This is a genomic window from Marinobacter sp. MIT930201 (assembly GCF_047122665.1).
GTDB lineage: Bacteria > Pseudomonadota > Gammaproteobacteria > Pseudomonadales > Oleiphilaceae > Marinobacter > Marinobacter salarius.
In genome coordinates this window covers 3,727,689-3,749,260 of the sequence record NZ_CP138916.1, presented here as the reverse complement: position 1 = coordinate 3,749,260, position 21,572 = coordinate 3,727,689, and the positions used below count along the sequence as shown (strand labels likewise).

The 21,572-nt window shown below is 58.3% G+C and carries 18 protein-coding genes; 8 read left to right on the top strand and 10 right to left on the bottom strand.

Annotated elements, in window-relative coordinates; translation table 11 throughout:
- Positions 1–33 precede the first annotated feature (33 nt).
- Positions 34–708, bottom strand: a complete 675-nt coding sequence (locus tag SIC19_RS17100) for a TetR/AcrR family transcriptional regulator (protein ID WP_007153921.1) — start codon at positions 706–708, stop codon at positions 34–36.
- A gap of 61 nt (positions 709–769) precedes the next feature.
- Positions 770–1,690, bottom strand: coding sequence for a hypothetical protein (locus SIC19_RS17095; RefSeq protein WP_085680056.1), 921 nt, complete (start codon positions 1,688–1,690; stop codon positions 770–772).
- A gap of 229 nt (positions 1,691–1,919) precedes the next feature.
- On the opposite strand from SIC19_RS17095, the gene SIC19_RS17090 reads away from it, so the two are divergent.
- Entirely contained in the window at positions 1,920–2,534 is a 615-nt protein-coding gene (locus SIC19_RS17090) for a riboflavin synthase (protein WP_041333724.1), read from the top strand.
- Here the strand turns inward: SIC19_RS17090 and SIC19_RS17085 are convergent.
- Both SIC19_RS17085 and SIC19_RS17080 read right to left on the bottom strand, forming a co-directional pair.
- On the bottom strand, positions 2,513–3,655 hold the full coding sequence (locus SIC19_RS17085) for a class I SAM-dependent methyltransferase (RefSeq protein WP_085680054.1): 1,143 nt from the start codon (positions 3,653–3,655) through the stop codon (positions 2,513–2,515). The two genes, SIC19_RS17090 and SIC19_RS17085, sit on opposite strands and share 22 nt — an antisense overlap.
- A gap of 152 nt (positions 3,656–3,807) precedes the next feature.
- Entirely contained in the window at positions 3,808–5,013 is a 1,206-nt protein-coding gene (locus SIC19_RS17080; protein WP_213480225.1) for an ISL3 family transposase, read from the bottom strand.
- Between SIC19_RS17080 and SIC19_RS17075 the strand changes: the two genes are divergently transcribed.
- A complete protein-coding gene (locus SIC19_RS17075; RefSeq protein WP_185906500.1) occupies positions 4,906–5,157 on the top strand; it encodes a hypothetical protein in 252 nt (83 codons plus the stop codon). The two genes, SIC19_RS17080 and SIC19_RS17075, sit on opposite strands and share 108 nt — an antisense overlap.
- On the opposite strand, the gene SIC19_RS17070 is transcribed toward SIC19_RS17075, so the two are convergent.
- The 5 genes from SIC19_RS17070 to SIC19_RS17050 form a co-directional block, all read right to left on the bottom strand.
- The gene (locus SIC19_RS17070; protein WP_041333720.1) at positions 5,138–5,989 is read right to left on the bottom strand and encodes a UDP-2,3-diacylglucosamine diphosphatase; all 852 of its coding nucleotides are present in this window, start codon (positions 5,987–5,989) and stop codon (positions 5,138–5,140) included. The two genes, SIC19_RS17075 and SIC19_RS17070, sit on opposite strands and share 20 nt — an antisense overlap.
- Before the next feature lie 82 nt (positions 5,990–6,071).
- Positions 6,072–7,118, bottom strand: coding sequence for a class I SAM-dependent methyltransferase (locus SIC19_RS17065; protein WP_127401620.1), 1,047 nt, complete (start codon positions 7,116–7,118; stop codon positions 6,072–6,074).
- Between the two features lie 107 nt (positions 7,119–7,225).
- On the bottom strand, positions 7,226–7,399 hold the full coding sequence (locus tag SIC19_RS17060; protein ID WP_164732115.1) for a hypothetical protein: 174 nt from the start codon (positions 7,397–7,399) through the stop codon (positions 7,226–7,228).
- Positions 7,400–7,523: 124 nt separating this feature from the next.
- Positions 7,524–8,201, bottom strand: coding sequence for a carbonate dehydratase (gene can / locus SIC19_RS17055; RefSeq protein WP_036204933.1), 678 nt, complete (start codon positions 8,199–8,201; stop codon positions 7,524–7,526).
- 65 nt (positions 8,202–8,266) lie between these two features.
- The gene (locus SIC19_RS17050) at positions 8,267–13,153 is read right to left on the bottom strand and encodes an NAD-glutamate dehydrogenase (RefSeq protein ID WP_036204931.1); all 4,887 of its coding nucleotides are present in this window, start codon (positions 13,151–13,153) and stop codon (positions 8,267–8,269) included.
- A gap of 144 nt (positions 13,154–13,297) precedes the next feature.
- Between SIC19_RS17050 and SIC19_RS17045 the strand changes: the two genes are divergently transcribed.
- From SIC19_RS17045 to SIC19_RS17020, 6 genes are read left to right on the top strand one after another with little or no spacing between them, the layout of a single operon-like run.
- The gene (locus SIC19_RS17045) at positions 13,298–14,260 is read left to right on the top strand and encodes an AAA family ATPase (protein ID WP_036204929.1); all 963 of its coding nucleotides are present in this window, start codon (positions 13,298–13,300) and stop codon (positions 14,258–14,260) included.
- 10 nt (positions 14,261–14,270) lie between these two features.
- A complete protein-coding gene (locus tag SIC19_RS17040) occupies positions 14,271–15,215 on the top strand; it encodes a DUF58 domain-containing protein (protein WP_036204927.1) in 945 nt (314 codons plus the stop codon).
- A gap of 19 nt (positions 15,216–15,234) precedes the next feature.
- Entirely contained in the window at positions 15,235–15,705 is a 471-nt protein-coding gene (locus SIC19_RS17035) for a DUF4381 domain-containing protein (RefSeq protein WP_041333711.1), read from the top strand.
- The gene (locus SIC19_RS17030) at positions 15,699–16,721 is read left to right on the top strand and encodes a vWA domain-containing protein (protein ID WP_075194754.1); all 1,023 of its coding nucleotides are present in this window, start codon (positions 15,699–15,701) and stop codon (positions 16,719–16,721) included. Before SIC19_RS17035 ends, SIC19_RS17030 begins: the two co-directional genes overlap by 7 nt.
- Complete coding sequence (locus SIC19_RS17025; protein ID WP_178380759.1) at positions 16,714–18,525, top strand: vWA domain-containing protein; 1,812 nt, start codon at positions 16,714–16,716, stop codon at positions 18,523–18,525. The genes SIC19_RS17030 and SIC19_RS17025 overlap by 8 nt, the downstream gene beginning before the upstream one ends.
- Entirely contained in the window at positions 18,519–20,270 is a 1,752-nt protein-coding gene (locus tag SIC19_RS17020) for a BatD family protein (protein WP_075194753.1), read from the top strand. The genes SIC19_RS17025 and SIC19_RS17020 overlap by 7 nt, the downstream gene beginning before the upstream one ends.
- Before the next feature lie 4 nt (positions 20,271–20,274).
- Here the strand turns inward: SIC19_RS17020 and ccmI are convergent, their stop codons facing one another.
- Positions 20,275–21,552 (bottom strand): c-type cytochrome biogenesis protein CcmI, encoded by a 1,278-nt coding sequence (ccmI, locus tag SIC19_RS17015; protein WP_041333707.1) that lies wholly within the window; start codon positions 21,550–21,552, stop codon positions 20,275–20,277.
- Positions 21,553–21,572 lie beyond the last annotated feature (20 nt).

The following is a 21,572-nucleotide window of genomic DNA, read 5'->3' as shown; positions in this document are numbered from 1 at the left end:
AACCAACCGGAAGCCTAACCGAGAGCGAGCGACTCAGGCAACCGAGGTTTTATGGGCAGGTGGCACCAGCATGGCGTCATCAGCCTGCATACCTGCCGCCAGGAAGGGCACAAGTCGTGCTGCAATTTCCTGGACCGTGGTTTCCACACCCAGCTTGTTCTGCAGAATATCCCGCAGGGCATCACTGCTGGACATGGTAAACGCTGTCGCACCAAGCATGAACTGAATGCGCCAGTAGCGGTCGACCGCGGACAATTGCGGCGTCGCTTCCTTGAGCAGGCGCATAAAGCGGCTGAACGGCTGGCTATATTCCTGCTCAAGAAATTTCCGAAGATGGCCTTGGGACTGCGTATAGGCCAGGCCGAGCAAACGCATGAATATGGAAATACCTTTTTCATTGCGCTGCGGCATGCGTACTGCGCTTTCAGTTAGCGCCCATAGAGTCTGGTTCAACGTTGGCGGTTCGCCGTCGCATTTCGCCTCCAGATCATCGAACGCATCCTCCAGCGTGGCGGAGAATGGCGTCAGGAAGCGGGCAAACACCGCATGGATCAGGGCGTTTTTAGAACCAAAGTGGTAATTGACAGCAGCGAGATTTACCTTAGCCTTACTGGTAATCATGCGAAGGGAAGTTTCGGAGAACCCCCGCTCGGCGAAGAGCTCTTCCGCTGCATCAAGAATTCGGTCAACCGTATCAGACTGAGCCATTTTATTATCAGTGCCTCTAAGCAAACGTCTGTTTGAAACATACGTTTGACCGGCAGCTATGTCAAGCTCTGTCCCCCGGCTCTGCAGCTACCGATGACCAGCCCCGGTCAATGGCCTGCTGGTGCCCCTCGAAAAAAGCCTGCTGTGCCCGTCCGTAAGCTTTCTCAGCCTCCAGAAGATAGATCAGATAAAGACGGATATGTTCCCGCCGGGTCAGGTTCCGAGCCAATACCCGCCGTTCGGATAATGCCAGCAGTTCACTGAACCGGGTCGCTTTCAGAGCCGAGTTAAACTCGGCCATACGAGCACACTGCCACACCAGCCCCTCTTTCCCTTCCAGGTGTTCGATGTGCTTGCGTGCGTCGCGAATCATCCTCTGACGGCGGATGACCAGATCCAGATACGAGGGCCGCGACGTATAAAGGCGGCGAACACCTGGCACTCCCAGTAGCAGGATGATGACAAAGGCACCAAAACCACCGCCGGCAATCCACGCTGGCACAAAGCCGGTCATACCGCTGAGAAAAACCACCGCCGCCAACAACGCACCAAACAGCCAGATGTCACGATTTCGCCGGGCCGCAGCAAGCGTGTAATTATCCGGCCAGTCAGGCAGAGCCAACAAGTCGAAATCCAGCAGCAACACACGGTCGCACTGGCGCAGCATCAAACGAAGCTTACGTTGACGCGACTCCGCCAGGGTTTTTTCGATGTTCTGAGGGCTCTCACCCGTCGACGATTCCTTAACAGACTCATCGCTCGCTGGAATGTCGTCAGTCTCAAGCCGGCCAGCAGAGGCCGTTGCACCCCGCTCGGGGCGGTTGGCAGGAACTTCAGCACCAGTAGCAGTAGCAGCACCGGCCACCCGCCCCGCATCACCCGTTTCCGGATGAGGGTCCGCGGGCCGCCCCCTACGCAGCAAGGGCTCTCCTCCACGCGCGGTATCGCTGGTTCTCTGACGTACGTTTTCGTTCTCTGCCATGGTTGATTGTCCGTCATGGATCACCGGGCCAATAGCTGTCGTCGACACCCTGCCCTTACCGTTTATCGGCCAACGGCCCGGATCCTTGAGTCACAGAGACATGCCTGAGCGTGCCTGAGCATACCTGAGATGGTCACGATGGCTTGGCACCGACCCACAGGATCGCTATCCTTGCGACCATCAAGTGTGGCCCTATACGGCTACAGACACCAGTCGTCGAGGTTGAGACATGTTTACAGGCATTGTTCAGGGTATTGCCATCGTTGACGAGATTTCTGCCGTGCCCGGTCTGAGCACCTTCAGCATCCGCTTTCCGGAAAATCAGGCTCACAACGTGACCATTGGTGCGTCAGTGTCCATCGACGGCACCTGCCTGACGGTAACGCGACAGGAAGGCCAGAATCTTTATTTCGATGCCATGCAGGAAACGCTGCGCCTGACCACCCTGGGAAAGCTGAAGCCAGGGGATCGCATCAATTTCGAACGTGCGGCCCGGATAGGCGACGAAATCGGCGGGCACCTCCTCTCCGGCCACGTGCACACCACGGCCGATATCGTCGCGATCGACCGCCCCGAGAACAATTGCACCATCGAATTCGAGGTGCCGCAGGCATGGGCTCGCTATATCTTTCCCAAAGGCTACATCGCCATCAACGGCGCCAGCCTGACCATTGGCGACGTCAATGATAATCGCTTCAACGTTCACCTGATCCCCGAGACCCTGCGGGCAACCACCTTTGCCGATATGACGGTCGGCGACCGGGTTAACATCGAGATCGACAGTCAGACCCAGACCATCGTTGATACGCTGGCACGCATGGGTTACGACCGGCCACCCTCCTGAACAGAGGCTTCGAACACCACAAACTTTGGGTCTGCATCGAGTTGTCGCACCTGGCCAAAGTAGTGACGGAGACTGCGGTGATAACCCAGGTGCCGATTCCCCACCAGCAACATACATCCGCCAGGGGACAGGTGCCGAGCCACCTGACTGAAGAGACGAAGGGCAATATGGTCACCGACCACACCGCCTTCATGAAATGGCGGGTTTAACAGCACCAGATCATAACGGTCAGCCGCCTCCGGAATACCATCACTGTGATAAAAGCTCGCGACAGCGTCCGGGAAAGCCGTCAGGATATTTTGACGTGCGCTGGCAACCGCCTGACTGGAAACGTCCGCGAACGCAATCTCAAGCGCCGGATTGCGGGCCAGGGCCGTCAGCCCAAGCACACCGTTTCCGCAAGCCAGATCCAGTACCCGTGCTCCAGGGGCGAGATCCGCAATCTTCCGCTCAATGACCGGCAGCAGCAACCGCGAACCGATATCCAGCTTTGCTCTGGCGAACACCGCTGGCATACCCGATAGCTCGTACCGGGACGACAACCTGTATCCCCGCCAGAAATTCGGCCACTCCCGCAACGTATCCTCACCCCGGGCGGCAACCACCACCCTCGCTTTTTTGCGCGCGGGACAGACTTCCCGGGTGTTGACCAGTTCCCCAAACACATCAGCGCTGTGTGACGGCAGGTGCTTGATCATGCCACCGGCAATCAGCTTGCCTTCGGGTGACAGAACGCTGTTCACCCACCGCAACAGGCACGCCAGGTAGTCCAGTTGCCGGGGAATCCTCATAACAACAAGATCGAAGGGCCCTTCCGGCAGCTCCAGCCAGCTCTTTGGTGCCGGAATAGACAGATCGGCCGGAGCATTAATAACCAGGGATTCAGAGAGGAGACAGCTATCGGCAAAGGAAACAGGGAAGAAAGGCGCCAGACCCAGGGTCAAAGCCCCAAACTGGTCGTCAATGATCAACACCCGTGGGTGGCTCTGCGGCGTGCAACGCTCCAGAACCTGCTCCAGCAACTGCTCATCAGCGGCGTCCCAGGCCCGAAGGGTGTGGCCTCCACCGGGGCGTTTCAGGGGCAAGCGCCCGCCACTGAATGTTAGAACCTCACTTGTCATTTTAGGCATCCGCATCGTCATTCAGAAAACTGCGGACATTCTAGGCTGATTACTCTAGAAATTAACCCTACTCTGAAAGAACGATTTCAGGTTGCTCCGTTTGTTGTGGTAGCAAACCTTCTTGCCCCTCACCCCAGGGGCTTTTTTATGGTTCATCGCACTTTACCGGGAAACGCTGCTTTTATCTTAAGGAAGAAGTAGTCGTTGTCCCGGTAGCCATAGGCCATCCGTTTGATGACCTTAATCTTGTTGTTCATCCCTTCCAGGACGCTGGTATTCATCCGGTAGACAGCACTGGCGATAATACCTTCGACATAGCCTTTGAGGCGTCTGGCAAATTGCTGAACTGGTGCCAGCCCACTGCTCATTGCCAGATTCAACCAGTCCTGCCAGCGTTGCTTGGCTTCGTCCTCTGAAGGGGCGTACCAGAGCTCTTTGAGCTGGTCTTTCAGCACATACACTGTCATCAGAGGCTGGTTAGCCTGCAGCAACTCTTCGAGCTTCAGAGCTTGATCATCTTTGAGGTTGGTCCGATTTCTGAGCAATAGCCAGCGACTTCGCTTCACTACCTTTCGAGCGGGCTTGTCGTGTCGAAGCTGATTGGCCTGGTCGACCCGAACCCGATCAATCACTTCCCGTCCGAACTTGGCGACAACATGGAACAGGTCGTAAACCACGCGAGCGTTAGGGCAATGATGCTGAACTTCCAGATCCATGGCGGTATTCATGTCCATCGCCACAGCTTCGATCCGCGTGCACGCCTCAGCTCCTAACCATTCAAAGAAGGGACGCACAGCGGCTCGGCTACGCCCCTCTCCAACCCAGAGCACTTGCTGCGTGTCTGCATCAATCGCCACGGTGGCGTACCGGTGCCCCTTGAACAAGGCGAACTCATCCATGATCAATCGGCGAATTCGATGCCTGTCAGGCTCAGTCACTTCCCGCTTGAGACGTTGATGGTCGACGGCTTTGACCGTATGCCAGTGCAACCCCAACAGGGTTGCTACATGCTGAACTGGCATCAGGCGCACCAAGGACTCAATCCAATTGATCATGCCCGCTGTCAGGCGCTGTCGCCCTGGTAACCAGCGAATCTGTTCAAGTCTGGGACCACAGGATACACAGCGAACTCGACGGACAGGCACATCCAGCCAAACTCGATAATGAAACAGGTCGCGCTCTCGAACTCGTCGGGTACTAGTGTCGTGGATGGCAAGCGTGTGCTGGTTACAACCACTGCAGCAGGGTAGATGATCAGCGGCAGGTTGCAGTCGGATGAGCACGGAGTGGGCGTCAATCTGGACGTAGGATTCCATCGTGAATCCTTCCCAGAACAGATCAAGAAGATTAGCATTCATAGAGGCGGCGGTGGATTGGCTAATTTTGTTGTTTTGGCGAACTCAAAACTAACCGGTTTTACCGCCGTCTCCTACTTTTTCACGCTAACCCGCGATGAACCTTTTTTATGCCCGAAAAAAACCGCTATTTTGGCGTCGCATTGATGCTTTCGATAAACGCAGGCGACAGAACGTCGATGACGGGGCGCTGGCCGCCGCTGAACTCAGGGGCGGGCTGTGCAGGCTCCGAAGCAAGGATGCCCGGCTGTTCGGACCAGTGCAGGATATCCAGCTTACCATCGTGCCTCTCCACCAGCGCCGTACAGTGTTCCACCCAGTCACCGTCGTTGCAGTAGAGTCCTTCCTGACTGCGCAGAAAGCCAGCGGAGTGGATGTGACCACATATAAAACCGTCATAGTGTCCGCGTTCTGCCGCCGTCAGAGCAGCCAGTTCGAAGCGTCGAATGAATGACCGCGCCTTGCCGATACGGCTTTTGACCCAGGCCGCCAGGGACCAGTATGGCTTGCGGCGTAAGCGCCGCCAGGCATTGAACCAGCGGTTCAGGCGCAGCAGAAGGCCATGAGCCCTATCGCCTACCAGCAGCATCAAGGGGCTGCAGCGCACCACCTGATCAAACTGGTCGCCATGGCAGACCACGAACCGGCGACCGTCCGCCGTCGTGTGAATGGCTTTTTGCTTCAACTCGATACCTGCCAACGTCTGGCCGCAGAAGTGCCGCAGAAATTCATCGTGATTGCCAGGCACATAAACCACCCGCGTGCCGGCAGCGGCAATAGCCATAAACCGCCTCACAACCGCCTGATGGCTTTCCGGGAAGTGCACCCGCCGTTGCATAGCGATCAGATCAACGATATCCCCGACCAGGTACAGGGTCTCGCAGCTGACGTTGTCGAGAAAATCCAGAAGGTAGTCCGCCTGACAATCGGCGGATCCCAGGTGAACATCGGAAATGAAAACGCTCCGGTACTGATGCATCGGCTTCCCCCACCGGCCTGCTCAAGGATTATTCATACCTTGTCCGATGGCAATGACGACCGTATGACAGCCAGACGACAATTCAGTGACGGCGGGCGCTCCACACCGTGAAGCGTCGGTCGCCGGCGATCGTCTTGACCGGCCCGACGTGACGACGGATCAGTGCTTCATAGGGAAGAAACGTGTTCGCCACCAGGCGCAACTCACCGCCGGGCTCCAGGTGCTTTGCCACACCCTGCAGGAACCGCTCAGTCATGGATGTATCGGTACGGATACCGGTATGGAATGGCGGATTAGTGACAACTGCAGCGTAGCGGCCGTCGACGCCGGACAACCCGTCGGAGGCGTGAATCAAGCCATCCACGCCCGCCTCCCGGTAGGTCGCACGAGCACAGGCAACGGCCTGGAACTGCACGTCTACGCCGTCGACCGGAAAAACGCCCTGCTCCGCGGTTCGTTGGTGCAACTGCAACCAGGTGCCGATAACACCTGCGCCGCAGGCAAAATCCAGCACGGGTCCTTTTCCCAGCGGTGAGTCAGCAAGGGTTTGCAACAGCATGGCGGTACCATCATCCAGCTCACCGTCACTGAATATACCCGGCAAGCCGGCCATCCTGAAGCCAACTCCCTCGCACTCAACCGGATGCCACTGAAGCCAACGTTGAAGGTCAAACACTGGGCGCCTGGGCAGGCTATCGGCTTGCCAGACCTGGCAGTGGCGGGCACTGTCTGCCTTCGATGCTTGCGGTGCAAGCTCCTTCAGCTGCTTCACAGCGCCTGCAATACCTTCTTTCTTTTCGCCCACCAAGACCAGTCGAGCACCTTCGGCCGCCAGCCAAAGTGCCAACTCAAGCCTTACCGACAACTCAACTCGGGCCTTGGGGAGGAACACCACCAGGGTATCGGCCATGCCCGATGACAACTCCGGCGCATCATAGCCAAAAGCCGCCGTCCAGCCACTGACGGCCAGCAGCTGTTGGTAATTGCCAAAGTGTTCGGAAATCGTCAGTCCCCGATCCGGCAACCGGGGAAGCAACGCGGGATCGACCATGCCAATAATGGCCAGGCGACCACGCAACAGATTCTGGTTCTTGAGCAGGACTTCGTGGGAATTAGGCAGTGCAGACATTGATCAGCGTATCCCGGCGTTCGTATCAGGCGGGATACTCTAACCGGAATTGAGCCCTGAGTCTTGGCCCGGGCGGTCAGAAACCGGCAGATTACAACTCCGGCCTCCTACTTGTAGCGGGCAACCGTGTTGGCTCGCAAAGCGTCTTCTGGCGACATACCCCAATCTTCCACTGATTCCGGCTGCGGCGTCGTTTCACTGGTGCGGCGACGAGCCTGGGTGGACTGCGTCGTTTTGCGCTGACTCATGGCACTGAGCGCTTTTTGAACGATCTCTCGCATGGTTAACCTCCTGATATGTTACGAATTCAGTGTAACAATCCTTCAGGAGGTTAACTGTGATGACGTGCCGGGTCAGAAAGTGACGCCTGTCACGAATAATTGACACAATTTGACATTTTTTGCGTCAATTTTTATGGCGACCTGCACGGACCGGCCTCAACACCAGTTCATCAATGCTGTTTTGTTTGACGGCCTCGTGATCGGCCTCGGAGCTAATGGACAGCCCCATATCCCGAAGGATGCCGTCGGCCACGTCGTAGACGAATCCGTGCACGGTCAACGCCTGCCCACGACGCCAGGCCTCCTGCACAATGTTGTTTTGACAGACATGGCCAACCTGCTCCACCACGTTCAACTCGCACAGGCGGTCCACGCGGTCCTGATCGGTCGCCAGGCCATCAAGAATGCCCTGGTGTTTGTCTCGAACGTCCTGAACATGCCGCAGCCAGTTCGAAATCACGCCAAAGCCCTCATTGTTCAGGGCCGCCTTAACTCCCCCGCAGCCATAATGACCAACGACGAGGACATGCTTGACCTTAAGCACGTCAACGGCGAACTGAAGTACCGACAGGCAATTGAAGTCTGTGTGTACCACCACATTGGCCACGTTTCGGTGCACAAACAGCTCACCAGGCATCAGGTCAACAATCTGATTGGCCGGTACCCGACTGTCCGCGCAGCCAATCCAGAGGTACTCTGGTGCCTGCTGGTTGGACAGGCGGTCAAAAAACTGAGGGTCCTGGCTCTTGATGCCATCGGCCCAGGCCTTGTTATTGTCCAGCAAATGATCAAGCTGCCCCATCAAACCTCCTCCTAATGATCAACATTGCCCAGAATTGAACGGCAATCCGCGACATAAATCAATCATCAACTGGTCTGAGTCAGGTCGGAGTCGTGATGTTCGTGCATGGTGCTCTGAGCCAGATCCAGTAGCTCTCGCAACGCCACGGAAAACATCGCATATTCCGGTTCACGTACCCCTTTGAGTTCCGTCAGCATGGACTTCCAGCGGCTTATCATGGTGCTGTGCCGCGCCATCCAGTTATCAACAGCACCGCTGACATCCCCAGGCTTTGCAGCCAGCCTGAGTACACCCGTGGTCAACGCCCTCTGTTGCCAATCCAGGTCCTCACGGAAACTCTCCCTCGCAAGGGCCTGCCAGTGAGACGCGGGCACCAGGGCTGCAATGGCGTTGGCAAACCAGTTCAGATCCAGCTTGTCGCCGAGATCGTAATAGAGGTTGGCGACGGTTTTCAGAGGCATGCCCGTTGCCTCGCGGGCCTCGATGATGCCGAGAGACGAATAGAGGTAGCTGGTACCTGCCGCCACAGAGGCCAGATCTTCCGGCAAGCCAGACTCGACCAGTTCGTTATGGCGTTTTTTCCAATCAGCACAAGCCTGTTCGCCGAGATAATCCGGCAGGTCGGCCGTGATCTTCCAGACGCTGTCGGCGAAACGCTCCATATGGCTCTGAATACCAAGTTCTGCCCGGCGGTTGCGCAGCAGCCAGCGAACAGCTCGGCGAATCAGTCGCATCAGGTCACCCATCAGATCCATCTGAACCTTGGCCGGGATAAAGTAATCCAGGTATTCCACCTTGTCCCACCAAGTGTCCAGCCGGAAGACATCACGAGCGATGATCCAGGCCAACGCAATCGACGCCGCGTCGGCCCCGGTTGACTGCTTCAACCGCTCCACGAAGGTGATCCCCATGTGGTTGACCATGTCGTTGGCAATCTGCGTCGCAATGATCTCACGGCGCAATTGGTGCTCACCCAGCTCTTTGGAGAACTTGCGGGTCAGGTCCTGAGGAAACACCTTGTACATTTCCCCAGCCAACAGGGGCTCATCCGGCAAACTGCTGTCGATCAGGGTCTGCTTCAGATCCCCCTTGACGTAGGAAATCAGCACGGACAGTTCCGGACGGGTTAACCCTTTCTTGTCCAGCTTACGCTCGGACAGGGTTTCGTCGTCAGGCAGGAATTCCAGACTGCGATTCAGCTTGCCCTCGCTTTCCATGGTGTTCATCAGCCGGCGGTATTCTTCGAGCCGGGTAATGGCCCCCACACTGGCAATACTGATGGCCTGGGTCTGCCGATAATTGTTCTTGAGCACCAGGGCGGCCACATCATCCGTCATTTCCTCCAGCATGATGTTGCGCTGTTTATCCGTTAGATCCCCCATCGCAACCGCCTGGTTCAGGAGGATCTTCATGTTCACTTCGTGGTCGGAGCAATCCACACCGCCGGAGTTGTCGATGAAGTCGGTATTGAGCCGGCCGCCGCGTAGCGCGAACTCGATACGCCCGAACTGCGTCAGGCCCAGGTTCCCACCTTCGCCCACAATCTTGCAGCGCAGCTCAGAACCGTTGATACGAACCGCATCGTTGGCCTTGTCCCCAACGTCCCCGTGGGACTCGCCCTGACCCTTGACGTAGGTTCCAATGCCACCCACCCAAAGCAGGTCAGCCTGGGCCTTCAGAATGTGGGTAATCAACATGTTGGGCGGCACCCGGTCGGATTTAATCCCCAGTAGTTTCTTCATTTCCGGGCTGACTGGAATGGATTTGGCGCTGCGATTAAAGATGCCACCACCTTTGGAAATCAGGCTGGTGTCGTAATCAGTCCAGGACGAGCGTGGTAGCTCGAACAAACGCTTACGCTCTTTGTAGCTTTTCGCCGCGTCCGGCGCCGGATCGATAAAAATATGCACATGGTTGAAGGCGGCGACCAACTTTGTCTTTTCCGATGAAAGCAGGCCGTTGCCGAACACGTCTCCCGCCATATCACCGATACCGATGGCGGTGAACTCATCCAGGGCCGGGTTGATGCCCAGCTCGCGGAAATGGCGTTCCACGGACACCCAGGCACCACGGGCGGTTATGCCCATTTTCTTGTGGTCATAACCGTTGCTGCCACCGGAGGCAAAAGCATCCCCCATCCAGAAGCCATACTCTGCCGCCAGACCATTGGCGATGTCCGAGAAGGTTGCAGTCCCCTTGTCCGCAGCCACAACCAGGTAATGGTCATCCTCATCGTGACGAATCACCGACGCTGGCGGCTGGATACCGGCGTCCACCAGGTTGTCGGTAATGTCCAGCAGGCCACGGATGAACGTTTTATAGGCCTCGATGCCCTCGGCCTGGAAGGCCTCGCGATCCGACATGTCCGGAAGGCGTTTGGCCACGAAACCGCCCTTGGCACCGACTGGCACGATCACCGCGTTCTTGACCTGCTGGGCTTTCACCAGCCCGAGAATCTCGGTGCGATAGTCCTCGAAACGGTCGGACCAGCGCAAGCCCCCTCGGGCCACCTTGCCACCACGCAGATGCACGCCCTCAACCCGCGGTGAGTAGACGAAAATCTCGAACATGGGCATGGGCAGCGGCATATCCGGAATGCGGGAGGGGTCGAATTTCACACTGATATAGGGCTTTGTCTTACCTTCGCCGTCGGGCTGGTAATAGTTGGTACGCAGGGTAGCCTGCATCAGCTCCAGGAACAGGCGCAGGACCCGGTCTTCACTCAGGTTCTCTACCTCATCCAGCCCGGCGTTGAACTCGATCTCAAGCTTCTGTTGCGCAGCCGCACTTTTGCCCTCGCTCTGGTAACGCTCCGGATTGAAGCGCACCTCAAAGAATTCCAGCAACAACCGCGTCAGGTCCACATGGTTGACCAGGGTGTTGGAGATAAAGGTCTGGCTGTTGGAAAAGCGGATCTGACGCATGTAACGGGCGAAGGTCCGCAGCAAGGCGATCTCCCGCCAGCTCATATAGGAGGACAGCAGCAGCCTGTTGAAGGCGTCATTCTCGGCATCGCCGTACCACACGCGACGGAACAGATCCTCGAAAATAGGCCGGATACGATGGATATCCACCACTTTCCCACTGTGCGCCTGCAGGGTGAAGTCGTGTATCCATACGGTCTTGCCTTTCCGGTCACTGACTTCAAAGGGGTGCTCGCCGATCACCCGGAAACCCAGATTGTCGAATATGGGCATCACATCGGACAGCGGCAGCGGCTCATCCGGGTAGAAAAGCTTAAAGTGAAGCGTACTCTCATCCTCTTCCAGAGCCCGATAGAAGCTCATGGTGAGATGCTTTTCCTCAGCTGCACCGGAGATATGCTCAAGATCAATGGCAGCACGCCGGGGCGAGAACATGTCTTTGTAACTGGCAGGGAAACCGCCAGAGTACACGCGGAACATCTCGTTACCCTGCTCTTCGCCATAGGCCTCGGTCAGCGCTTCCAGCAGGCCATCACGCCAGGACTGTGCCAGCCCGATCACCTTGTCACGAATCTCGGAAATCGGAAGCTGCCGGTTTTCCACCTGGGGCACCCGTATCGTGAACTGCACCCGCGCCAGAACCGATTCGGAAAAGTGGGTCACAAATTCGATGTCTTCGGCACCCAGGGTCTCCAGCAACTCCTGTTCGACCTTCAGGCGCAACTCGGTGTTGTAGATATCCCGGGGGAAGAACGCCAGGCAGGTCACGAACTGGCCATACACGTCTTCCCGCATGAACAGCTCGATACGACGACGTTCCTGAATATAGAGAATGCTCTTGGCGACGGACAGCAGCTCGCCCGGCTCTATCTGGAACAGTTCGTCCCGGGGATACACCGTGAGGATCTGATCCAGTTCCTTGCCCGCGTAGTCATCACGCAGGAACCCCGACCGCCGCATGACCGTCTGGAACTTGCGGCGCAGCAGGGGAATTTCATCCGGGCGCTCGTTGTAGACCCGTGAGGTATACAACCCCAGGAAACGGCGCTCGCCGACCACCTCGCCCTTGCTGTTGAACTTCTTGACGGCGATGTAGTCCGGATAGGCCGGACGGTGAACCCGTGAACGCTGGGCCGACTTCGCGAAAATGAAGATATCATCGGTGCGGGTCATTTCATGCCGGGTGCGCTGTGGCAATTCATTGAGCCGAACGCGATCCGGGCGCTCGTTGTTCACCCGCAGGATGCCCAGTTCGGAATTCTCCACACGGCGGACCACCAACCCGCTCTTGTCCTTGGCGAAATCGTATTCGTCGTAGCCAAGGAAGGTGAAGTGGTCCTTGACCAGCCACGCCAGGAAGGCCTTCGCCTCTTCCTTTTCCTCCTCGTCGATACCGGCCGTGGTATTATCCAGCTCCCGGCTGATTTCATTGACTTTTTCAGTCACAATCGGGAAGTCACTGACCGCTATTCGGACTTCATGAAGAATGGTTTGCAGCACCTCTTCAAGCGATCTCAGGTCTTCCGGGCTGCTATGCCGGTCAATCTCCAGCACAATGAACGCCTCGTAGCTGGCATTGGCGGACTTCTTTTTCGGAGGATGCAGTTTTTTCAGTTTGCCCTGAGTGTCCCGCTCCACCTGAAGTATGGAGTGCTGAATCGAGTGGGTACCGATTTCCCGCTGGTTGATGGCAATTCGCAGGGAATCGATTAGAAACGGCATGTTCGGATGAAGAATAAAAATGACAGTATGCGTTGACTGCCAGCCATCACTTTCGAGGTCCGGATTGAACACGGACACAGGGGTTTCCTCGGCGGACCGTTTCTGAAGAAATTGCCAGGCCGCGAGGATAGCCCCATAGGTATCGGAAAATCGTCGACTTATAAGTTCTTCAAGAGGAATGTGAGCATAATGCTGCTTCGCGAATTCACTGATCTTTTTCGCTTCGGTTTTCGCTATTTTTTCAGCGAAAGCTTCGTCCAGCTGTTGGAAAAACTGTTCCTTGCTGGCGATCGTCAGCGCATTCATAGTCGACCTCTGTGAGTGTGAAATAAACGTAATCGGTGTACCGTCACATAAGCATAGTCAAAGCCTTGATTTTTGCCCCACAGATGCGAAAACTGCGGCATCTACTTACGCGAACCGTCTCTGCAGTAGGAGTGGACACCCCCCATGGCATTACAGCATACGTTTGGAGAGCTCAGGTCTCAGTTAGCAAAAAGGATTATTGGCCAGGAAAAACTGGTGGACCGTTTGCTGATTGCCCTGTTGGCCGATGGCCACCTGCTGGTTGAGGGCGCTCCCGGCCTGGCAAAAACCACCGCCATCAAGGCCCTCGCCGACCACCTCGAAGGCGACTTTCACCGTATCCAGTTCACCCCGGACCTGCTGCCATCAGACGTCACCGGCAGTGAGATCTACCGAGCCGAAACCGGGCAATTCGAGTTCCAGCATGGCCCGATCTTCCATAACCTGGTGCTGGCCGATGAAATTAACCGGGCTCCGGCCAAGGTACAGTCAGCGTTACTCGAAGCCATGGGCGAACGCCAGGTCAGTGTCGGCATGCGCACCTTCCCGCTGGATCGCCTGTTCATGGTAATGGCCACCCAGAACCCCATCGAACAGGAAGGCACCTACCCCCTGCCTGAAGCCCAGCTCGACCGGTTCCTGATGCATGTAGTGATTGACTATCCGTCCGCCGTGGCCGAAAAAGAGATTCTTCACCTGGCGCGCAACGACTACCGCCGTGGGCAGGTGGCCGCTGAAGTCCGCCTGACGGCCGACCAGGTTTTCGAAGCCCGGCATGCGGTTTCCGACATCTATATGTCAGAGCCCGTCGAGCAATACCTGCTGGCTTTGGTGCTGGCCACCCGTGACCCGGCGTCACTCGACCCGGAACTGGCCCGCTGGACTGCCTTCGGAGCCAGCCCACGAGGCACCATCGCGCTGGACCGCTGCGCCAGAGCCATGGCGTGGCTGGAAGGACGGGACTACGTCAGCCCGGACGATGTGAGGAACATTGCCTTCGACGTTCTTCGCCATCGTATTTTGCTGACCTTCGAAGCCGAAGCCGAAGGCCTGACTGCAGATGCTATTATCCAGCGCCTGATAGACCGCGTTCCGGTAACAGCCTGACACCGTGACCATGACGCCCGAAGAGCCAGCGACTCATATTCCCCTTTCCGGTCTCATTCGCCTGCAGGCAGATGCCCGCGCATTGAAGTTGCCTGCTGCGCGCCCGGTAAGATCCCGGCAGGCCGGCCTGCAACGCTCTCCCCGGCGCGGGCGGGGCATGGCCTTTGCTGAAGTGCGCCAGTATCAGCCCGGGGACGATATCCGCAGCATCGACTGGCGGGTGACCGCCCGACGGCAGTCGCCGCACACAAAGCTCTACGAGGAAGAGCGCGAGCGCCCCGTGCTCCTGCTTTGCGACCTCGGGCCTTCACTGTTTTTCGCCAGCACCGGTGCCTACAAACAGGTCCGCGGCGCCCAGATTGCCGGTATCCTGGCCTGGCTTGCCCTTTGGTCTGGCGATCAGGTGGGAGGAATCGTTTTCAACGGCAACGAACTCACCGTACAGCGCCCGGCGCGGCGCAAGAAATCGGTACTGCAGTTCCTCGACACCGTGGCAAGGCAGCAAAGAAGCACGCGCGACTCAAGCGCCGTTGCGGCCGCCGGCGTGGAAAACGCCACCCTGGATACCGCCCTGCGGGAAGCTCGCCGTGTGGCCCACACCGGTAGCCGCATTTTCGTCATCAGTGACTTCCTGACCATTACCTCAGAAACGTCGCGGCTACTCGGTTCACTGGCACGTCACAACACGGTCAGCGCACTGAGAGTTGTTGACCCATTGGAGCTGAAGTTACCTGAAAGCGGTCGTTTCGCCATTGCCGGCGAAGACGGACCGGTGTGGTTCGATAGCAGCAACCCCCGCTTCCAGAGGGCCTATGCGGACAAGGTTCGCCAGCATACAGAGGCCCTTGAGGAGTGCTTTCGAACGTCGGGGGTACAACCCGCCAGCGTCATGACCGGCGATCAGCCAGCGTTGGCGTTGCAGGCACTGCTTGGCCCCCGGGGGCACATCGGATGACAGGAACCGCAAAGACCCCATGATGCAACAGGACCCACTGAGCCAGCTCAGAGACATTCACCTGCCACAATCCGGAGGCTTCTGGCCACCGGCGCCCGGCTGGTGGTTGCTGATGGCTATCGCAATTGCCCTGGGCATTCTGGCGTTTGTGCTGATCCGACGAAAACGGCGCAAAAACCGCTGGCTGAAAACCGCCATTACAGAATTGAACCGACTGGAGCAGGCCGCAACACCCAACAGCCAATGGTTCGGCGCGCTGAACGCTCTACTGAAACAAGCCGCGCGTATCCGCTACCCTGAACGCCTCCCGGAATCCCTGTCCGGCGAACCCTGGGTTCGCTTTCTTCTGGAAACCAGCCCGAAGGATCGCATTGCCTCACGCCCGGTGGTGGAAGCCATGGTGAACAGCAGTTGGCAACCAACCCCCGAGTGCCATACCAGTGATGCTATCGCGTTCGCCCGTGTCTGGCTGGGAGGCCAAAAATGCTGAGCCTTGCGTTTCCATGGGCCCTGCTACTGGCTCTGGTGCCCCTGATAATCCGTTTACGCAAACGCAGTGCTCAGACTGTGGAGGCACCTGTTTTTCCGGTCGGGCATTGGTTATCGGACCTGCCGGGTGTCAGCCGTAGCGGCAGCCACGCCCCCCTTTGGCAGCAACTGGCACTGTTGCTGATCTGGCTGCTGCTGGTCGTGGCCCTGGCGCGCCCCCAACACGTCGGCGAACAGGTACAGTTGCCGGTCAGCGGTCGTGACCTGCTTCTGGCAGTGGATATTTCCCCGTCAATGGACGAACAGGACATGGTCATCCAGGGCCGCAGCATAAACCGACTACAGGCGGTGAAGCGCGTGCTGGATGACTTTATCCAGCGCCGTGAAGGTGACCGCCTGGGGCTGCTGTTGTTCGGTACGGAACCCTATATCCAGGCGCCGCTGACCTTTGACCTCGCCACCGTTCGCACGCTGCTGCATGAAGCCGGTATCGGCATGGCCGGGCGGGCCACGGCCATCGGCGACGCCCTTGGTCTGGCGGTCAAACGCCTTCGTGATCGCCCCCAGGAACAACGCGTGGTGATCTTGCTGACCGATGGCGCCAACACCGCTGGTGAGATCGCGCCGGACAAGGCGGCGGAGATTGCAAAAGCCGCTGGCGTACGCATCTACACCATCGGGATTGGTGCCGAAACCATGGTTCAGCGTGGGCTGCTCGGCTCGCGCCGGGTCAACCCATCCCGCGACCTCGATGAGGGTTTGCTGACGCGAATTGCCCAGCAGACCGGCGGTGAGTACTTCCGGGCCCGCAGTCTGCCCGAGCTGGAACTGATCTACGAAAGCATCAACCAGCTCGAACCCATCGAACTGGAAGGCAAACACTATCGACCGGTGACTGAACTGTACGTCTGGCCCGCCGGAATTGCCGTCCTGATCTGGCTGCTACTCCAGAGCGCCAGAGTGGCCAGCAACCGGCTTGAGACCAGAAACAACGCACGGGGAGGGAATCATGGCTGATTTTCACTTCCTGCGCCCACTGTGGCTGCTGTTACTTCTTGTCGCCCTTGTCCTGCCGTTGGTATTCAAACGCGTCCGCCAGAGCGACAGTGGCTGGAGCCGCGTGATACCGCCGCAACTGCTGCGCCCACTGATCAGTCAGTCTGGCGCAGCGGGCGGTCAAAAACGCTCGCCCGTATTGCCGGTCGTTGCCGCCCTCGTGGTGCTTGCCGTTGCCCTCGCCGGCCCGTCGTGGCGCAAGGCGCCCACGCCACTGCAACAACAGAATGACAGCCTCGTTATCGTGCTGGACCTGTCGCTGTCAATGCTTTCTACCGATGTAACGCCCGACCGCCTGACCGTGGCCAAGCGCAAGATTCGCGATATTCTGAAAGCACGGGAGGGAAGCCTGACCGCCCTGGTGGTCTATGCCGCGGACGCTCATGCGGTCACACCGCTGACGGATGACAGCAATACCATCGAGGGCATGCTGGAGGTACTCGAACCGGTGATCATGCCCGCTGCAGGAAACCGAACCGATCTCGGCATACAACGTGGCCTTGACCTGCTGGAACAGGGCGCCCCGGGGACGGGGCGACTGTTACTGATTGCAGACAATGTGGACGAGCGTTACCTTCCTCGCATCAGCGATACCCTGACGGGCAGTCGGTTCGCGCTCAGCACCCTGACCGTTGGTACTTCAGAGGGTGGCCCAATACCGCTGGCACGCCAAGGATTCATTCGTGATGGCGGCGACATCGTGATTACCCGTGCGGACCCCGCAGGCATGGCGGAACTGGCGAAAAGCAATGGTGGAGACAGTCATAGCCTGACCATTACGGACGAGGACATCCGCAGCCTGGAGCTGCGCCCCATTGACTCGGACAACTGGCAAGACAGCGAGCGCGACCTGACGGTCAACCGCTGGCAGGATGATGGCTACTGGCTATTGTGGCTGGCCGCGCCACTGGCATTGCTCGGCTGGCGTCGCGGTGCCATGGTGGCGGTACTGCTAACACTTTTGCCCCTCACCCCACGTCCCGCAATGGCCATGGACTGGGACGCCCTTTGGTCCCGGGAGGATCAGCGTGCGCCCGCGCTGATCGAAGAAGACCCGGAACAGGCAGCCAGGATTCTCGACAATCCCCAGTGGCGTGGTAGCGCACTCTATCGCTCAGGTGACTATGAGTCCGCAGCGGGCGCGTTCGCCAGCGAAGACACGCCCAGGGCAAGCTACAACCGCGGCAACGCCCTGGCCCGTGCCGGCAAGCTGGAAGAAGCCCTCGAGGCCTACGAGAATGTGCTGGCGATGCAACCTGGACATGAAGACGCCTTGTTCAACCGTGACCTGGTGAAACAGCTGCTGGAGCAGCAACAGAACCAATCCAGCGGGGACGGCAGTGAATCGTCAGATCAGGACGGCAATCAACAGCAGCAGGGTAACCAGCAGAACTCACAGAATGGGTCGGATACTCAGAACCAGGACGGCGACCCGTCAGATCAGGCCGGGCAGAACCAGCCGGATAATCAACACAATGGACAGCAAAAGAACGAGCCAGAGGATAGCCAACGGAACGGCCAAAGCGACCAACAGGAAAAGCAGGAGGAGAGCGCTCAACAACGCCAACGTGATGCCGACGCTTCAGCGAGCGACGGACAAACATCCAGGGCACCGGCGGAGCTTGATACTTCCCCGCTGACCCAGGGACAGGAACAATGGCTCCGGCGCGTGCCCGATAATCCGGGCGGACTGTTGAGGCGCAAATTCCTGCAACAATACCAGGAACGAGAAACACCATCTGACGAGGGCGATACACCATGGTAAGCCGGCTGACCGGTCCGTTTATTCTGATACTGCTGCTTGTCACCATGGCAGGACCGGCCATGGCAGCCAACGATCTGACCGTCGAACCCGACAGAACCCGTCTTTACGAGGGCGAAGTGCTTACCCTGAGCGTCAAGGGCAGCACCAAAATCGATATCAATCTGGGAAACCTGTTCGATTTCGACTTGTCGAGTCTGCCAAAACCGGACATCGAAAAGGTAGAAGACGACTTCGAAATTCTCGCCCGCAACCAGCAATACTCCATTCGCACCGTCAACAATGAAATGGTGGGCGAGATCACATGGACGTACCAGCTCGCGCCCAAAAAGACCGGTGAATTGACCATTCCGCCCCTGAGCTTCCGAGATTCCCGTTCAACCCCCGTCACCATTGAGGTTATCAGCGGCACCCCACCCGATCAGGAGACCGAGGTCCAAAGAGACAGCTTTATCGAGCTGGCCGCGGACAAGGACGAAGTGTACGTTCAGGAACAGCTGGTGCTCACCATCAAGCTGTTTTTCACCGGCAACCTCATTCGCGGCGAGCTCTCCGAACCGGAGCACCCGAATGCCATTGTCGAATCGCTGGGCAAGCAGAGCGAGTACACCCGCTACCGGGACGGTGTTCGCTATCGTGTGGTTGAGCGCCGTTACGCATTGTTTCCCCAAAGAGAAGGACAGCTCAGTCTGCAGCCCATCCGCTTTGAGGGCCAGGCCCGGAATGAACAGGGCCAATTGAAGTTTCTCCGCGACAGCGCCAACCTGTTTGATATCACCGTCAAGGGTGTGCCAGCGGAATTCAGCGGAGACACCTGGTTGCCCGCCCGCACGCTGGAGCTGGCCCAGTCCGGACTGCCACGAAACCAGAACCTGACAGCGGGCCAGAACCTTACCAGAAGCCTCACCATGAGGGCGGAGGGCCTACCTGCCGAATCCCTGCCGCCGTTCCCGGAACAGACACCCGATAGCATACGGGCTTACCCGGAAAAGCCCGAGCGCACGACCACACCCGGCACCGAAGGGCTGACTTCGACACTGACCCAGACCACGGCACTGGTGCCCGTGCAGCCTGGAAAATTAACCTTACCCGAGATCCGGATCCCCTGGTGGGATACTGAAAGCGACAGCGAAAAAGTAGCGGTTATTCCAGCACATACGCTGGTCGTTGAGGGGATACCCGGCCAGATCGACTCGGTGCCCAGTAATCCGGAAGACGCGTCGGAAACGGACACCAGGACCAACGATGACCCGGTATCAGGTGAGCCTGACGGAGAATCCGGCGCTGGCTTCTGGCCGTTGGCCACCCTGGCCGTTGTGGTGGGTTGGCTGATCACTCTGGCGGCCTGGTGGTACAGCAGGCATCGCACCAGTGCTGGCAAGGTCGTGGCGAGTCAGGGAGACAACCGGGAAAAGGTGCTATTCCGGGATCTGTGCGAGGCAGCGCAGGCGGGATCGCCCAAAACGACCGACCTGCTTGTACGCTGGATGTCTCAAAGGCATCCGGAACGCACCTTCCAAAGCGTAACGGATGTGAACCGGTTTCTGGACGACACGGAACTGGCCGCCGAGATCGAACAGCTTCAGCAGCGATTATTCGGGACACCCGGTGAATCGGCCACGTCAGAGCCCTGGCAGGGAGAACGGCTTGTGGCAGCGCTCATCCGCGTGCGTGGAACCGCCGGTGAATCAGCTCCCGGGGATCAGCTGCCGCCGCTCTACCCGCAGGGCCTGAGCACCAGCCGGTGACAGATTACTGCACCAGTTGGGTGTCAATCACCAGGGTGACAGGCTCGTTTTCGCCTTCACCCACTGGCACCGGCTGATCCACCTCGCCCTGCCAGTCTCCTGCCTGGGGCCTGGCGTTGCCAGAGCGTGACAGGCGCGCTTGCAGGCGCACTTCACCCGCCTCCGACAGCTTTGCATTCGCGGACATATTGAAGCGGTCGTCCAATCGGATCTCCATCGGTAACTGGCCCGCACTCAGCCGTGCCACAGCCAGAGGTGGCCCGCCCTGAACATTCGCGCGACGCGCCAGAACAAACAGGGTGGTGTCGTCAGGAATCTCGCCCTGGAATGCTTCGTCTATTTCCACCTGGACGGTTACGCCGGCCCCGGATACCTCTGACGGCTGCTCCTGCGGCATCTCCCGACCCAGGCGCTGATAGGCCTGTTCAATGCCCTGGCGGATGGACGTAATCTGGGGATGATTGGGCGCCACCGACACAATGCGCTCCCAATACCGGATCGCCTCCTCAAAGTTCTGCTGGCTGAAGGCATGGATGCCGAGCAGGCCGAGGGAATTGACCTCGTCGGGATTCAGCGACCTGGCTTTTTCAATGGCGTTCGACACCTCTGGGTTGAGGTCACCCTCACTCAGGAAAAATGCAGCCTGGGCTGACAATCCCCAGGCGACAGCTTTACCGCTCTCATCGTCCTCAATACTCTCTGCCAGCCGTTCGAAGGCCCACGCCGCATCCTCATACTGCTCGATGCGCATATAGCTACGCCCCAGCATGGCCCAGCCCTCGGTGTTCTCCGGATTGTCCTCCAACCGCTCGCGAAGCTGGGCCGTCAGTTCCTGCATCTGGCCCAGGCGATCGCTGTCGGCTGCCATCATTTCCTGCATGGCGCGGAACTGCTCGACGTCGTCCATGGCGCCCCACTGTCCGTACAGGTATACCGCAGCGGCGGGAATAACCGCGAGGCTGGCAATCGCAATGACGATGGCGCTTTTCCCGCCCCTGGCCCGATCCGGTGAAGCAATAACACCACGCTCAGCATCCGGGACATCATCAAGCATACTGCCTGCCAGCTCTTCCCGGAGCTGTTGATAGCTTTCCTCGTCCAGCGCGCCGGCTTCAAACTCGCGATCCAGTTCCGCCATTCGGCTGCGATATGCCAACAGGTTCTGGTTGCGCAGATCCATTTCCGCGCGCCGGCCGGAACGGTGCAGGAACAACGGCGCCACCACAAACGCCAGGGCAAGTACGATTAATACAGCGGCCGTCAGCCAGAAGGTCTGTGTCATAGAACGGTCATTAATCCGGT

Excerpts from the sequence above, each read along its gene's own strand:
- SIC19_RS17100 (WP_007153921.1), bottom strand. The coding sequence starts at position 708 with ATGGCTCAGTCTGATACGGTTGACCGAATTCTTGATGCAGCGGAAGAG.
- SIC19_RS17095 (WP_085680056.1), bottom strand. The coding sequence starts at position 1,690 with ATGGCAGAGAACGAAAACGTACGTCAGAGAACCAGCGATACCGCGCGT.
- SIC19_RS17090 (WP_041333724.1), top strand. The coding sequence starts at position 1,920 with ATGTTTACAGGCATTGTTCAGGGTATTGCCATCGTTGACGAGATTTCT.
- SIC19_RS17085 (WP_085680054.1), bottom strand. The coding sequence starts at position 3,655 with ATGACAAGTGAGGTTCTAACATTCAGTGGCGGGCGCTTGCCCCTGAAA.
- SIC19_RS17075 (WP_185906500.1), top strand. The coding sequence starts at position 4,906 with ATGATCAGCGGCAGGTTGCAGTCGGATGAGCACGGAGTGGGCGTCAAT.
- SIC19_RS17080 (WP_213480225.1), bottom strand. The coding sequence starts at position 5,013 with ATGAATGCTAATCTTCTTGATCTGTTCTGGGAAGGATTCACGATGGAA.
- SIC19_RS17070 (WP_041333720.1), bottom strand. The coding sequence starts at position 5,989 with ATGCATCAGTACCGGAGCGTTTTCATTTCCGATGTTCACCTGGGATCC.
- SIC19_RS17065 (WP_127401620.1), bottom strand. The coding sequence starts at position 7,118 with ATGTCTGCACTGCCTAATTCCCACGAAGTCCTGCTCAAGAACCAGAAT.
- SIC19_RS17060 (WP_164732115.1), bottom strand. The coding sequence starts at position 7,399 with ATGCGAGAGATCGTTCAAAAAGCGCTCAGTGCCATGAGTCAGCGCAAA.
- can (WP_036204933.1), bottom strand. The coding sequence starts at position 8,201 with ATGGGGCAGCTTGATCATTTGCTGGACAATAACAAGGCCTGGGCCGAT.
- SIC19_RS17050 (WP_036204931.1), bottom strand. The coding sequence starts at position 13,153 with ATGAATGCGCTGACGATCGCCAGCAAGGAACAGTTTTTCCAACAGCTG.
- SIC19_RS17045 (WP_036204929.1), top strand. The coding sequence starts at position 13,298 with ATGGCATTACAGCATACGTTTGGAGAGCTCAGGTCTCAGTTAGCAAAA.
- SIC19_RS17040 (WP_036204927.1), top strand. The coding sequence starts at position 14,271 with ATGACGCCCGAAGAGCCAGCGACTCATATTCCCCTTTCCGGTCTCATT.
- SIC19_RS17035 (WP_041333711.1), top strand. The coding sequence starts at position 15,235 with ATGATGCAACAGGACCCACTGAGCCAGCTCAGAGACATTCACCTGCCA.
- SIC19_RS17030 (WP_075194754.1), top strand. The coding sequence starts at position 15,699 with ATGCTGAGCCTTGCGTTTCCATGGGCCCTGCTACTGGCTCTGGTGCCC.
- SIC19_RS17025 (WP_178380759.1), top strand. The coding sequence starts at position 16,714 with ATGGCTGATTTTCACTTCCTGCGCCCACTGTGGCTGCTGTTACTTCTT.
- SIC19_RS17020 (WP_075194753.1), top strand. The coding sequence starts at position 18,519 with ATGGTAAGCCGGCTGACCGGTCCGTTTATTCTGATACTGCTGCTTGTC.
- ccmI (WP_041333707.1), bottom strand. The coding sequence starts at position 21,552 with ATGACACAGACCTTCTGGCTGACGGCCGCTGTATTAATCGTACTTGCC.